Annotated in this window: 17 protein-coding genes; 12 read left to right on the plus strand and 5 right to left on the minus strand. The window is 69.8% G+C overall.

Going from position 1 to position 12,800, the window contains the following annotated elements; genetic code table 11:
• Nucleotides 1–29 precede the first annotated feature (29 nt).
• On the plus strand, nt 30–461 hold the full coding sequence (locus ACWPXV_RS01570) for a cupin domain-containing protein (protein ID WP_154795780.1): 432 nt from the start codon (nt 30–32) through the stop codon (nt 459–461).
• An 87-nt stretch (nt 462–548) separates the two neighbouring features.
• A complete protein-coding gene (locus tag ACWPXV_RS01575) occupies nt 549–1,463 on the plus strand; it encodes an NADP-dependent oxidoreductase (protein ID WP_454083566.1) in 915 nt (304 codons plus the stop codon).
• Between the two features lie 205 nt (nt 1,464–1,668).
• Here ACWPXV_RS01575 and ACWPXV_RS01580 read toward each other — a convergent pair whose 3' ends face one another.
• Nucleotides 1,669–2,283, minus strand: a complete 615-nt coding sequence (locus tag ACWPXV_RS01580) for a recombinase family protein (RefSeq protein WP_454083567.1) — start codon at nt 2,281–2,283, stop codon at nt 1,669–1,671.
• Between the two features lie 148 nt (nt 2,284–2,431).
• Between ACWPXV_RS01580 and ACWPXV_RS01585 the strand changes: the two genes are divergently transcribed.
• The 5 genes from ACWPXV_RS01585 to ACWPXV_RS01605 all read left to right on the plus strand — a co-directional run bounded on the left by ACWPXV_RS01585 (nt 2,432) and on the right by ACWPXV_RS01605 (nt 5,083).
• Nucleotides 2,432–2,665 (plus strand): ribbon-helix-helix protein, CopG family, encoded by a 234-nt coding sequence (locus ACWPXV_RS01585; RefSeq protein ID WP_454083568.1) that lies wholly within the window; start codon nt 2,432–2,434, stop codon nt 2,663–2,665.
• A complete protein-coding gene (locus ACWPXV_RS01590) occupies nt 2,662–2,904 on the plus strand; it encodes a toxin (RefSeq protein WP_454083569.1) in 243 nt (80 codons plus the stop codon). Before ACWPXV_RS01585 ends, ACWPXV_RS01590 begins: the two co-directional genes overlap by 4 nt.
• 50 nt (nt 2,905–2,954) lie before the next feature.
• Nucleotides 2,955–3,395, plus strand: a complete 441-nt coding sequence (locus tag ACWPXV_RS01595) for a GrpB family protein (RefSeq protein ID WP_454083570.1) — start codon at nt 2,955–2,957, stop codon at nt 3,393–3,395.
• Nucleotides 3,374–3,502 (plus strand): hypothetical protein, encoded by a 129-nt coding sequence (locus ACWPXV_RS01600; protein WP_454083571.1) that lies wholly within the window; start codon nt 3,374–3,376, stop codon nt 3,500–3,502. The genes ACWPXV_RS01595 and ACWPXV_RS01600 overlap by 22 nt, the downstream gene beginning before the upstream one ends.
• Before the next feature lie 1,134 nt (nt 3,503–4,636).
• On the plus strand, nt 4,637–5,083 hold the full coding sequence (locus ACWPXV_RS01605; RefSeq protein WP_454083636.1) for an AAA family ATPase: 447 nt from the start codon (nt 4,637–4,639) through the stop codon (nt 5,081–5,083).
• A gap of 889 nt (nt 5,084–5,972) precedes the next feature.
• Here ACWPXV_RS01605 and ACWPXV_RS01610 read toward each other — a convergent pair.
• Complete coding sequence (locus tag ACWPXV_RS01610) at nt 5,973–6,821, minus strand: RCC1 domain-containing protein (protein WP_454083572.1); 849 nt, start codon at nt 6,819–6,821, stop codon at nt 5,973–5,975.
• Between the two features lie 365 nt (nt 6,822–7,186).
• On the opposite strand from ACWPXV_RS01610, the gene ACWPXV_RS01615 reads away from it, so the two are divergent.
• Genes ACWPXV_RS01615 through ACWPXV_RS01625 form a run of 3 tightly spaced genes read left to right on the plus strand, consistent with a single transcriptional unit; the run spans nt 7,187 to nt 9,637 of the window.
• Nucleotides 7,187–7,384 carry a ubiquitin-like protein Pup gene (locus ACWPXV_RS01615; protein ID WP_251303036.1) on the plus strand — a complete coding sequence of 66 codons (198 nt, stop codon included), beginning with the start codon at nt 7,187–7,189 and terminating at the stop codon, nt 7,382–7,384.
• Nucleotides 7,381–8,763, plus strand: coding sequence for a Pup--protein ligase (pafA, locus tag ACWPXV_RS01620; protein ID WP_454083573.1), 1,383 nt, complete (start codon nt 7,381–7,383; stop codon nt 8,761–8,763). Before ACWPXV_RS01615 ends, pafA begins: the two co-directional genes overlap by 4 nt.
• A 1-nt stretch (nt 8,764) precedes the next feature.
• Nucleotides 8,765–9,637, plus strand: a complete 873-nt coding sequence (locus ACWPXV_RS01625) for an FKBP-type peptidyl-prolyl cis-trans isomerase (RefSeq protein WP_454083574.1) — start codon at nt 8,765–8,767, stop codon at nt 9,635–9,637.
• Here ACWPXV_RS01625 and ACWPXV_RS01630 read toward each other — a convergent pair.
• Nucleotides 9,634–10,011: a bleomycin resistance protein gene (locus tag ACWPXV_RS01630; protein WP_454083575.1), complete on the minus strand. Its 378-nt coding sequence runs from the start codon at nt 10,009–10,011 to the stop codon at nt 9,634–9,636. The two genes, ACWPXV_RS01625 and ACWPXV_RS01630, sit on opposite strands and share 4 nt — an antisense overlap.
• A 106-nt stretch (nt 10,012–10,117) precedes the next feature.
• On the opposite strand from ACWPXV_RS01630, the gene ACWPXV_RS01635 reads away from it, so the two are divergent.
• The gene (locus ACWPXV_RS01635) at nt 10,118–10,807 is read left to right on the plus strand and encodes a hypothetical protein (protein WP_454083576.1); all 690 of its coding nucleotides are present in this window, start codon (nt 10,118–10,120) and stop codon (nt 10,805–10,807) included.
• Here ACWPXV_RS01635 and ACWPXV_RS01640 read toward each other — a convergent pair.
• Both ACWPXV_RS01640 and ACWPXV_RS01645 read right to left on the minus strand, forming a co-directional pair.
• Nucleotides 10,780–11,334: a GNAT family N-acetyltransferase gene (locus tag ACWPXV_RS01640; RefSeq protein ID WP_454083577.1), complete on the minus strand. Its 555-nt coding sequence runs from the start codon at nt 11,332–11,334 to the stop codon at nt 10,780–10,782. The genes ACWPXV_RS01635 and ACWPXV_RS01640 overlap by 28 nt on opposite strands.
• Before the next feature lie 10 nt (nt 11,335–11,344).
• Complete coding sequence (locus tag ACWPXV_RS01645; protein WP_454083578.1) at nt 11,345–12,043, minus strand: hypothetical protein; 699 nt, start codon at nt 12,041–12,043, stop codon at nt 11,345–11,347.
• A gap of 190 nt (nt 12,044–12,233) precedes the next feature.
• Between ACWPXV_RS01645 and ACWPXV_RS01650 the strand changes: the two genes are divergently transcribed.
• Complete coding sequence (locus ACWPXV_RS01650; RefSeq protein ID WP_454083579.1) at nt 12,234–12,794, plus strand: DUF6580 family putative transport protein; 561 nt, start codon at nt 12,234–12,236, stop codon at nt 12,792–12,794.
• Nucleotides 12,795–12,800: the final 6 nt, after the last annotated feature.

The raw sequence follows: 12,800 nt of genomic DNA on the forward strand, positions 1-12,800 counted from the left end.
AGCCCGGCACAACCACAACAGGAGGAATCATGAGTAACGAAGAACACTTCACCATCGAGGGCAACGTCGAGCACTTCACCATCGCGCGGGTCGCCCAGGACAATCCCGACTTCCGCCGGGTGCTGTGGACCGGCCAGCACGCCCAGATCGTCATCATGACGATCCCCGCCGGTGGCGAGATCGGTGAGGAGGTCCACGAGCACACCGACCAGATCCTGACCTTCGTCAGCGGGGCCGGTCAGGCCGACCTCAACGGCCATACCCACCCGATCGAGGCCGGTGACCAGTGCGCCGTCCCCGCCGGCGCCCGGCACAACTTCCGCAACACCGGTGACGAGCCGCTCGTGCTCTACACCATCTACTCCCCGCCCGAGCACGCGGCCGACGGCGCCTACCCCACCAAGGAAGAAGCCGACGCCGCCGAGGCCGCTGGCCAGGACGAACCTCCCACCGCCGCCTGACCGGCCATCCCCGCGCAGCGAACTCAGCGGCTGTTGGCCGCACCTGTCTCACCCGCTTCGAACACACAGCAGAAGGAGAAGAACCCCATGTCCAAGGTGTACGTATTCACCGACTTCGGCGGCCCCGAGACCCAGGCACTCATCGACCGTCCAGCGCCGCAGCCCGGCCCCGGTGAGCTCGCCGTCCGGGTCCGCGCCGCCGGTGTCAACCCCGTCGACTACAAGACCCGCGCCGGCCGCTACCGTCGGGACCAGCCGTTGCCGGCCCCCATGGGTCAGGAGGTCTCCGGTGTCGTCACCGCCCTCGGTGAGGGAGTCGAAAGCTTCGCCGTGGGCGACGAGATCCTCGGCCCTGTGGTCCCGGACTACGGCGCCTTCGCCGAGGACACCCTCGTGCGCGCTACCGATGCCGTGGCCAAGCCGGACGAGATCGCCTTCGCCGACGCGGCCACCATCCCCGTCGCCGGGGCCACCGCCTACGACGCCACCCACCAGATCGAGCTCGAGCCCGGCCAGCAGCTCCTCATCCTCGGGGCCGGCGGCGGTGTCGGACTCATGGCCGCCCAGATCGGCAAGGTCCACCAGTTCACCGTCATCGGCATCGCCTCGCAGGCCAAGCGCGAGATCGTTCAAGCCACCGGAGCAACGTTCATCCCCTCCGGTGCAAATGTCGCCGACCAGGTGCGCCAGATCGCCCCCGAGGGGGTAGACCTGATCCTGGACCTCGTCGGTGGCGATGCCCTGCGTCAGGTCGCCGGACTCGTCACCGACCCGGCCAGGACCATCTCCGCCGCCGACCCCGACACCGTCACCGAGCTCGGCGGCAGTCCCCTGAAGCGCACCACCGAGGCACTGGAGAAGATCACCGGCGTCATCGAATACAACCTCGTCGACCCCAACGTCTCGGCCCTCTACCCGCTGGAGGACGCGGGCGAAGCCATTGCTGCGGTCGAGAGCGGCCACGCCACCGGCAAGATCGTCATCCAGCCTCACAACGCCTGACGCGGGTTGACCGGTTGCGTATGTGAAGCACCTGGGCCGGGCCCGGTAGCACCGCGAGCACCCTCGCCATCGGCGTCAGCTGACCCGGCCGCCACACAACTCCGATAGAACCCCGCCATATAACGACGCAAGCCACAGCGACGGAGACCCGCTTGACGGCGTCCCGCGACGGAGCCGGTTGCGGGACGCCGGCAAGGTGAGGCGTTCAGCCTCGTGCCGACGCGGCGGCGAGCTGGGCCTTGGCTGCCAGCCGTTGGCGTTGGATGGCGCGATAGACGGTGGACCGACCAACGCCGAAGAGTTCGGCGACCTCGAGGGTGCTGTACTCACCGCTGTGGACGAGCGACACGAGATGTGCTTCCTGTTTACGGCTGAGCTTGGGCTGCTTGCCCTTCAACCGACCCTTGGCCTTCGCGACCTTCATGCCCTCGACAGTGCGCAGTCGGATCAGGTCGGACTCGAACTCCGCGACCATGGCCAGCACGTTGAACAGGAGACGACCAACGGCGTCGGTCGGGTCGTAGACGGACCCACCGAGCGAGAGGCTGATCTGCCGGGCGGTCAACTCGTCCGCGATCGCCCGCGCATCGGGCAGGGACCGGGCAAGGCGGTCGAGCTTCGTGACCACCAGCGTGTCCCCAGCCCGACACGCGGCCAGGGCCTCGCGCAGGCCGGGGCGTTCTCGGTTGGTGCCGGTCAGGCCGTGATCGACATAGATGCGTTCTTCCTCGACGCCGAAGCTGAGCAGGGCATCGCGTTGCGCTGTGAGGTCCCGCTGATCGGTGGAGCATCGGGCGTACCCGACAAGTAGTGCGCTCATGGCGCACCTCCCCAAGGGATCGGCCCGGCCGTGCCACGAATGTGGTCGACTCGGGCGCCGGGCGGAGCCCGACACCACCAGCGGCTGCCTTTCCTTCTCGGTGCGCAAGTGCTTCCGGTGACCATCTTTTCGTCATACGATTTTGGTCATGGTGAGCGAGGAGCAGATCCGGCAGTGGGCTCAAGAGGCTGAGGCCGGGTATGACGCCCAGGAGTTGAAGCGCCGCGGCCGTGGTCGTCCGGGGCGGGGTGCAGAGCCGATGCAGGTCGTCGCTGTCCGTCTCACTGCCGAGGAGCTCGCTGCGGTCGACGCCATCGCCGAGCGCGAGCACATCTCGCGGTCCGAAGCTATCCGCAGGGCATTGGCCGGCTTCGCAGCGTGAAAGTCCATCCCAGCGCACTGAAGCACGGAGTGCTTGCAGACGACGCTGTTCAAGCGGCCGACTGGCCGCTCTGGGTGGAGCCACTCGATGAGGAGGACTGGCCCCACCGCGAACTGCGACTCGGATTCGACACCCACGCTCGCCTCCTCGAGACGGTCGTCCTTGTCTTCCAGAGCGGCGAAGAACTCGTTATTCACGCGATGTCAGCCCGCAGGCAGTACTGGGACCTCCTGCCCTGAAGAGGTTCTCACCTCACCACAAGCGGATCGGCGAATGGCACCATGGCCTGATGCATGAGTGGCCAGCGTGGGCGACGGAGGAGGTGCACGTCGAGCCACCTCAAGAGGAGTGCCAGCGGCGAGGAGCGCGTCTGTGCCGGGAGTTGGATGCCGTGCTCGCCCGCTGGCTGGTAGCGCCCACCCGGCACGTGGGGTCCACTGCCGTGCCGGGGCTGGCAGCTAAGCCAGTGATTGACGTGCAGGCCGCGGTCGTCGACCTCGGCTGCGCGGACGCTGTGGCCCAAGCTCTGGCCGCCACTGGCTGGCACCTCGTTCCTGCCCAGCTCGACGCGAGGCCCTGGCGTCGCTTCCTGATCCAGGTGGTTGACGAGCACCGTGCAGCGCACCTGCACCTACTGTCGGCCGACAGCACCCGCTGGGCAGAACAGCTGGCGTTCCGCGATGCGCTTCGCGCGCTGACCCTGCGCTCGTGCGGCGCTACGCGGAGTTGAAGCGCACCTTGGCTGCGGAGCACGCCACGGACCGTGAGGCGTACACGGCAGGGAAGGCCGACTTCTGGAGTGTTCTCCGAGATCGGCGACGTCCCGACCGAGGGTGAGAGCTGTCCCGTCACCGGATCCGCCGCCGGACTGGCGTGACGGTAGACCGCCGTCCGCGTAACCGCCGACGCCTGGAGTCATCGGATTCGCGTGTCCAGTCGCTCATCCACGGTGGCTGCCAGGATGGACAAATGAGTGAACTTACCGGGTGGCGACGGGCTATCGGTCATCAGGGAACGTTCTTGGCCGCTCTAGCGCTGTGGCCACCGGAGCGCGCGGGGAAGGTGCGTCACTTGCAGTCCGGCTTCGGGGCGGTGTGGTCGTTCCAGCAGGGCAACGGGCAGGGGGTCGTTGAGAGCGGGCCGATTGACCTCGTCAATGCCCGCAGTCTTGCTCCGGGCAGCACTGGCCACGTACTGATTCATCCGATGCTGCCCGAGGCATGGCAGGAGATCCAACCAGGCGCGCTACTCGAGCTTTTGTCTCTGCGCTCGCGTCCGCGGGTCATTGGGGAAGCAACCGTCCTTGAGCGCCGCGGCGTTCCAGCATCGGCGCCGATGAACCCGCTGCCCTTTGAGGAGACGCCTGCTCGAGCTCGCCTTCGGGCAGTCACGCCCACACCGGAGGACGAGCGGCCTGCCCTGGAGCCACCGACCGTCACGGTCGAAGCAGCAGTTCTGCCTCTTCTCAGCTCGCATTGGGGCCACACCGCAGATCCCGGGACGTCTCCCACGTCCAGGGCAGAGGAGGTCCGACTTGCCGCGCGACTTCCGGACCTCGCACTGGATCGCACGGTCACGACAGTGGTGGCCGTTGGGGGCACGGAGCGGCCTACGCTCGCTCGCGTGGCGTACTTCTCCGGTATCGATGCTGATGGCATACCCTGCGGGGAACGCCGCGAGGTCGATATGGATGGGCCCACGCGACTGGCGGAAGTCGATAGGACTCGCGACGGCCACTGGTGTTTGGCCATCCCAGCGGCCGCGACAGCGAAGGCTGTCATCATCACGCTGACGTTCGCAGGTAATCCACTGAGGACGTCGCAGCGTTCGGCGACTTGGGGATTTCGTATCCGCTGAGCTCGCGACGATGCAATTTTACTGATGGACGTCCCGATCGCGGATCGTCAACCGGAGGCATTCGGCGAACCCAGACACTCGCCGGTGCGAGACCTCGGCACTACAGTCGCGATGGTGGCGAGAGTTCTCGTAACGGGGATGTCGGGCACCGGGAAGTCGACCGTGCTCGGAGAACTGGAGCGGCGCGGCCACGTCGTCGTCGACACCGACTACGGCGGATGGACGCTCCCGGATGGCACGTGGGATGAACCCCGGATCTCTCAGCTCTTGGCCGATCATCGTGATGTCGTCGTGTCCGGCACCGTGGATAACCAAGGCCGGTTCTATGACCGGTTCGATCATGTGGTCCTGCTCAGCGCACCGCTCCAGGTGCTGCTGCAGCGATTGAGGTCTCGGACGAACAACCCCTATGGCAAGTCGGAAGTGGAAGCGGGGGAGGTAGCGAACTACGTCGAGACAGTCGAGCCGTTGCTGCGGCGAGGTGCGACAGTCGAGCTGAATGGTGAGCGTTCAGTGGCGGAGCTTGCAGATGCGGTTCAGCGCCTCCTCTCGGCGCCCTGATGGCCAGCGGAGCGTTCATGTCCCGCACATCGATCGCTGACCGACGTTGCACTCGTGAATCCCTCAGGGGCGCGGTGACCGAACGCCTTCGTCCGTGGCCTACCGATCACCGACGCACGTGGGACCTTGATCGCGCCGGTGCCTCGAGCTCGCAGGCCGTGCGCAGCTTCGCCACGACACGTTTCACCACCGTTCGACGCCCGACTAACCCATACGCCACGACCTCACGTCCAGAACGGAGACGAATGCGGACGGTCGTCCAAGACCAGGAGCCCACCGGGGCAAGCAGGCCGTCATACTGGACCGCACTGATGTCCACGACCTCGGCCCGGGACAGGCGGCGTGTGCTGTAGAAGTTGGTGACGACGAGCGAGTGGTCAGAGACGCGCACGCCGAGGAAGAACGTCCGCGCGGCGACGAGAGCACACGCGATGAGCCGTCGCATTGGAGCCCAGAACTCCTACACGCCTCGATATGCGGACCGGCCTTGACACTCGAGGGCTCGGCCGACACGGACCGTCGTAATCGGAGCCCGAATCGACGCGCGACTCCCGTCAGCGAGATGCGGAGGGACATGTCCCGCAGGAGATCGCCTTCAGGACGTGACGTGAACGGGGCGCGCAAGGCATGCTCCCCGGCATGGACGTTCTACTGCTCGACTACAACGGTCCCGGCCGTCACTATCGCCTCCGCGGTGCCCAGCCTGACGGATTGGGCGTCGTTCTCATCGAGGACGGTCGCAAGTCGTGGACTTTGACGACCAGGACGGCGGCCGACGGGACTCCGTTGGCGGTCGCGTACTGGGACTAATGTGTCTTCGGCAGGCGATGGCTCTGTGGACCGATGCGGGCGCACTATTGTCGCCCGGTCAGGTGTAGCTCTACCTAGGTCAGCTGACGGGCTGGATCTCGTTCCACGCCTGGACCTCGCACTGGCTGTCAGCGTTGTTGCCCACCGCGATGACCGAACCGTCGGAGCGAAGGCCGACGGTGTGAGTGGAGCCGGCGGCCACGCTGATGACGTCTCGCCAGGCACCGACGTCGCACTGCCCATGGTCATTGTCTCCGGTGGCGACGACTCGGCCCGCGGCAGTCACTCCGACGGTGTGATAGCTACCGGCGGCCACGGCGGTCACGTCCTGCCACTCATCCACGCCGGTCGCGGAGGCCCGGCTACCAGACCTCACGACTCGGCCGTCTCTGCGCAGGCCCACTGTGTGCAGATACCCGGCTGCCACGTCAGTGAGCTCGCGCCACGCGTCAACGTCGCATTGCCCTCGGCGGTTGCTTCCTGCGGCTACCGCCGTTCCATCGGCGCGCACTCCGACGGAGTGCCAGTCACCGCACGAGATGGCGACGACTTCCCGCCAGTTCTGCACATCGCACGCGCCCTCAGAAGCTCGTCCGGCGACGAGAACCCTGCCATCGCTGCGTAAACCGAGCGTCCGCCGCCACCCGGCCGCCACCGCGACCACGTCCGCCCACGTGTCGAGGGAGCACTGCCCGTCGGCGTTCCACCCTGCCGCGACCACGGTGCCATTGGATCGAAGGCCTACTGTGTGCGATCGCCCTGTGTTTGCGGCGGTGTGCACGTTGCCAGCAGCGACGGCAACGATGTCGAGCCAGTGACCGACATCGAGTTCACCAGAGCCGTCTCTCCCTGCAGCGACGACCAACCCGTCGCGGCGCCGACCTACCGAATGTCGCCTTCCGGCGGCCACAGCGGCTCCGCGTGTCATCGCTCCTCCTCGCCGCGCGTCGCGTCCTCCACCGCACTCTAGGCGCGACCCCTGCAAGGCCTACAGCAAGCGGGCACCGCGCACGCACGTGCCCCACGGGACGAACCCCTACCGGCCGGGTGCCTCGCTGGGCTGCAGCGACGTACGTGTGGACAGAAGGCTGTCCCGCATGACCCGTCCGTTGATGTGTCCCGGTGAGGGTGCGCTGACCGACAGCTCCTCGACTCACGTTCCGCCAAGCCAACATGCCCGAGTCCGTGCCGTCCGTGACGGCAGGCTGCTGCACGGTCGCAAATGACCCAGCTGCTCGCACCAGCGACGATGCGAACTAGGATCGACGGGTAGTCGAGAAGGAGGCAGCCACCATGGCCCGTCAGGAGCAGCAGCGCCGGAGCGAGCGCGAGCCGGAGGAGCCGACGCCGCCGCCGCTGCCCGCACCCACCGGGGCGAGCGCGCAGGCGCAGAGCGCCGAGCTGGACGACCTCCTCGGGGAGATCGACTCCGTCCTCGAGACGAACGCCGAGTCCTTCGTGCGCGGGTTCGTGCAGAAGGGCGGGCAGTGAGCCTCGCTCCCCGCATCGTCGGCATCGAGACCGAGTACGGGATCACGGTTGACGGCGCGCGCCGTCCCGAGAGTGGCCCGCCGATCGGTGCCGACGAGGCCGCCCGCTACCTCTTCCGCAAGGTCGTCGAGTGGGGCCGCTCGTCCAACGTCTTCCTCCGCAACGGCGGCCGGCTCTACCTCGACGTCGGCTCCCACCCCGAGTACGCGACGGCGGAGTGCGACGACGTGCGTGACGTCGTCGTCCAGGACCGGGCCGGTGAGGCGATCCTCATCGACCTCGCCGAGGACGCGACCGCGCGGCTGGCCGAGGACGGCATCGGCGGGCGCGTCCACCTGCTGAAGAACAATGTCGACTCCGAGGGCAACGCCTTCGGCTGCCACGAGAACTACCTCCTGCGCCGGCGCCGCGACTTCCAGCGGACCGTCGACCAGCTCGTCCCCTTCTTCGTCACCCGCCAGATCCTCACCGGCGCCGGTGCCGTCCGCCAGACCGCGGGCGGGGCGACGTACTGCTTCTCCCAGCGCTCGGAGCACCTGTGGGACGCGATGAGCTCCGCGACCACCCGCTCCCGGCCGATCATCAACTCCCGCGACGAGCCGCACGGGGACCCCGACCTCTACCGCCGCCTGCACGTCATCTCCGGTGACTCCTCGGTGGCAGAGACGACGACGCTCCTCAAGCTCGGCATGACGGCGCTGCTCCTCGACCTCGTCGAGTCCGGCAAGCGGGTGGACGACCTCCTCCTCGCCGACCCGATGCGCGCCATCCGCGACGTCTCGCGCGACCTCACCGCGACCACCCCGCTCGAGCTCGTCTCCGGCCGCCGCCGCAGCGCCTTGGAGATGCAGGAGGAGTACCTCGAGCGGGTCCTCGCGCACACCTCCGGCATGAGCCTGCGCCCCGTGGAGCAGCAGGTGCTCGAGCTGTGGGAGCGCGGGCTGCGCGCCCTGCGCACCGGGGACCACTCGCTCGTCGACACCGAGCTCGACTGGGCCATCAAGCAGCGTCTCGTGGAGCGCTACCGCACGAGCAGCGGCGCGGGGCTCGCCGACGTGCGTGTCGAGCGGCTCCTCCTCGCCTACCACGACATCTCGCCGACGGACGGGCTGGCCGAGAAGCTGCGGGCCCGCGGGCTCATGGCACGCATGGCGACGGACGAGGAGATCGCCGCCGCACGGACCACGCCGCCGCAGACGACGCGCGCCAAGCTCCGCGGGGACTTCGTCGCCGCCGCGCAGGAGCGCCGCCGCGACCACACCGTCGACTGGGTGCACCTCAAGCTCAACGACGCCTCCCAGCACACCGTTCTCTGCAAGGACCCGTTCGCGAGCAGCGACGAGCGGGTGGCTGCCCTCATCGCGGCGATGGGGGCCTGACGTGCTCCGCCTGCGCGCCCTCGTCGTCGCCCTTCTCGCCGTCCTCGTCCTCGCCGGCTGCTCGCAGGAGCCCGAGGCCCCTGTCGAGGAGCCGCCGACCATCGCCGTCACCGGTGCCTTCGGCCGCCCACCCGTCGTCAGCTTCGACGCGCCGCTGGAGCTGACCGAGGAGGACACCGAGGTGCTCGTCGAGGGGGAGGGGCGCGAGCTGCGTGACGGCGGCCCCGCGCTCATCGCGCTGAGCGCCTACGACGGCGACACCGGCGAGCCGCTCCCGGACCGCGGCACCGGCACCGCCCGCACCCTGCTCCTCACCCCCGAGCAGGTCGGCGAGGACGTCCACCCGCTCCTCGTCGGCACGCCCGAGGGCAGCCGCCTGCTCGTCACCCAGCCGGTGAGCGCCGACGACAGCGAGCGGATGCTCGTCCTCGTCATCGACGTCCTCCACACGGTCGCCCAGGGGGAGGAGCTCGAGCCGGAGGAGGGGATGCCCGCCGTCGCGCAGGACAACGACGGCGTGACGATCTCCCTGCCCGACAGCGACCCGCCGTCCGCGCTCGAGGTGGACACCGTCATCCGCGGCGACGGGCGCCAGGTGGCGCCCGGGCAGGCGATCACGGTGCAGTACCAGGCCGTCACGTGGCCCGGCGGCGACATCTACGACTCGACGTGGGCCGACGGCCAGGTGCCGCGCACGATCCTCGTCAACGACACCTTCACCGGCCTGCGCGACGGGCTCGTCGACCAGACGGTCGGCTCGCGCGTGCTCGTCGTCGTCCCCCCGGAGCTCGGCAACGGGACGCAGACGCTCGTCTTCGCCGTCGACATCCTCGCCGCCTCCGACGTCGAGGAGCAGGAGGAGGCGCCCAGCTAGCCGGCTCCTCCCGCGTCGAGCGGGCTGCCGATCCGCAGCAGGTTGCCACTGCGGTCCACGACCGCCAGCTCCCGCATGCCGTGCTCGGTGGACCTCGGCGCGACGATCCGGCTACCGGTGGCCGGGTCCGGCTGGACGAGCGGCTCCCACACGCGGTACACCGCGTCGGCGTCCTCGACGTAGACGTAGCAGCTGCCGGCGGAGGAGAGCGGGTCGACGTCGGGCTGGTGGGTGAAGTGCAGCCGGACCGTGCCGCGCCCGAGGATGAGGTACTCCCAGCCCTCCTCGCCGAGGCTCTCGAAGCCGAGCGCCGCGTAGAGGGCGAGCGTCTCTCCCAGGTCGCGGCTCGGGAGGATCGGGACGGCGTGCTCCATGGCGGCAACCTACTCGCCCCGTCCGGGCGCCGCGTCGCAAAGGCCGTGCCGTTCGCGCCGCGGCACGGCAGGCTGTGACCGGCCTGCCCAGCGATCGGAGGACCACGTGGATCGACCACCGCCACCCGGCGTCCTCGATGCGTTCGGCGCAACCACGCCGCCCGAGCCGCTTCCGGGCGGGCAGCACCGCGCGTGGCGGTCGGGCGACGTCGTGCTCAAGCCCCTGGACGTGCCGGGGGATGAGCTGCGGTGGCGGGCGGCCGTGCTCGCCGACCTCGACGGCGCCGCGGGCCGCGTCCTCCACCAGCACCTGGCCCGCCTCCCGCGGCCCGCGTTCCTCGACGGCCGCGACCACCCGTGGGCGGTGGCCGACCGCGTCGCCTGGGGCGAGCAGGACGTGGACGACGACGGCGGCCACCTTCCCCACGTCCGCACCCTCCTCGAGGCGCGGCAACCGGTGGCGCAGCCTGCCCAGCTCGTCCACGGGGACCTCACGGACAACGTCCACCTCCACCCGGAGCTGGCGCCGCTGGTCCTCGACCTCACCCCGTACTGGCGCCCGCCGTCGTACGCGACGGCGATCGTGGTGGCCGACGCCGTCGTGTTCCGCGGGGCGGGGCTCGACCTCCTGGAGCGGGTCCGCACCGAGGAGTGCGCGGACTTCCCGCAGCTGCTCGTGCGGGCGCTGCTCTTCCGGGCGGTGGCCGACCATCTCCTCGCGCCGGACAAGGACGAGCAGTGGCCCGACTGGTTCGGGCCGGTGTCGCGCTACGTCGCGGGCATCGTCCGGGACTGACTCGGCACCGGCGCTGTCAGGGCGAGGCGGGGACCGTCCGGCACCGGGTCGGTGCGCAGCCGGCCGTAGGTGAGGACGTCGACCCGCTCGCCGTCGACGAGGAACTTCGCCCGCTCCCGTCCCTCGAGGACGAAGCCGGCCGCCGCGGCCACCCGGCCGGAGGCGGGGTTGTTCACCCGGTGACCCAGCTCGAGCCGTTCGCAGCCGCCGGGACCCAGCGCCCAGTCCGCGACCGTCGCCGCGGCCGCGGCGGTCCAGCCACGCCCGCGCCAGGCGGCGTGCATCCAGTACCAGAACCACCCGTTGCGGTTGGCCTCGTCCACGGAGAGGCCGACGGCGCCCACGAGCTGGTCGTCCACCGCGACGGCAAGGACGGGCTGGGCCGTGAGTCGCGAGACGTACGCCTCCGCGTCCGCGAGGGTCGTGACGTCCCCCTGCCGGGCCATGTCCGGGCTGGAGGTGAAGGCGTCGAGGACGGCGGGGGAGTCGGTCCGGTGCAGAGGGCGCAGGCGGGGAGTCGGTGCCACGAGCGGAAGGCTACGGCGTGGCGGGGAAGAGCTCGCCGTAGAGGGGCAGCAGCTCCGGCAGCGCGTTCTCCAGCATGACGGCGAGGAGGAAGGCCCAGCCGCCGGTGAGCCTGCGCGTGGCCGGTGGGGCGCCGCTCCTCCACAGCGGGACCGGCTCGACGAGCACGAAGACGAGCGCGGCGGGCGGCACGGACCACAGCAGCCAGAACCACGCCCACCGCGTGGCGAGCCGCGGCGCCGTCCCGCCGATGAGGAGGACAAGCGCCACGAGGGCGCCGGTCCCGTGAAGGCTCCACGTGATCCCGCCGACGGGGTTGTGGTCCATGACCTCGACCCGGGCTCCCGAGCTCTCGGCGGCGCGGATGATGTCGGCACCCTCGTCCACGCGCGCGCCCGCCTGCGTGGAGTAGTCGTAGTACGCGTAGCCCGGGCGGCCGCGACCTTCCCACTGGACCTCGTACATGCCTGTCACGACGCCGGTTCCGGGCCGCTCGACCGTCACCTCGGTGACCTCGCCGGCGTCGAGCGCGGCGAAGAGGTCGTCGACCGTCCGGTGTGCGGGTGTCTGGTACAGCGTGACCCACCCGACGACGACGGCGATGGCCACGGCCACCCGGACGACGAGCACCCAGGTGCGCTGCTGGGCGGTGCCGAGAGTCTCGACGCCGGACCATGCCGTCTCCGCCAGCTCCACCTCGCGCCGCCCCATGCCGACACCCTAGCGGCGGGACACGCCGGGACGGGGGCGGACGGACGCGGACCTTTCGGCGCTCCGGCGGGCCCGGCGAACCACTACATGTAGTGGCGAATATTCACGATTACCCCCAGGGGTAGTGTCTGTGGTGTCCCCCGAACTACACCGCTGTCGTTCCCCACCGTCCCGAAAGGTCAGGCATGCCATGTCCACAGTCCTCAAGTACGCCGTCGTCGCCCTGCTGGCCGTCGCGTCGGTCGCGTGGCGCGACTACAACCTCAACACCTTCCTCGCGCCGGGGGTCGAGCTCATCACCGTGCTTGCCGTCGTCTGCGCGATCCTGCTGCCCCGCACGCTCGCGGTCGCGGTGCCGCTGCTGACCGTCGCCGTCGGGGACGTCGTCCTCGGCTCGCACTCGGTGATCTTCCTGTACGTCTGGGGCGCCTGGGTGGCCGTCGCCGCGGGCGCGCTCGTCCTGCGCCGCTCCCGCTCGGCCCGCTCGACGGCGCTCGTCGGGCTGGGTGTCGGCGCCGGCTCCTCCACCCTCTTCTTCCTCGTGACGAACTTCGGCACGTGGATGCTCGGCCGGGGGGAGTGGGTCGCCGACTCCGCGGCCGGCCTGCTGTCGACCTACGCGATGGGCCTGCCGTTCTACCTCTACCCGCTGCTCGCCAACGTCGTCCTCGTCCCTGCCGCCGCCGTCGCCGCCCACACGCTGCGCGCGTACCAGGACGCTCCCGCCCCCGCCCTCCAGCCCGCCCGCTGACCTCCG

The organism is Georgenia sp. Marseille-Q6866 (assembly GCF_965111665.1).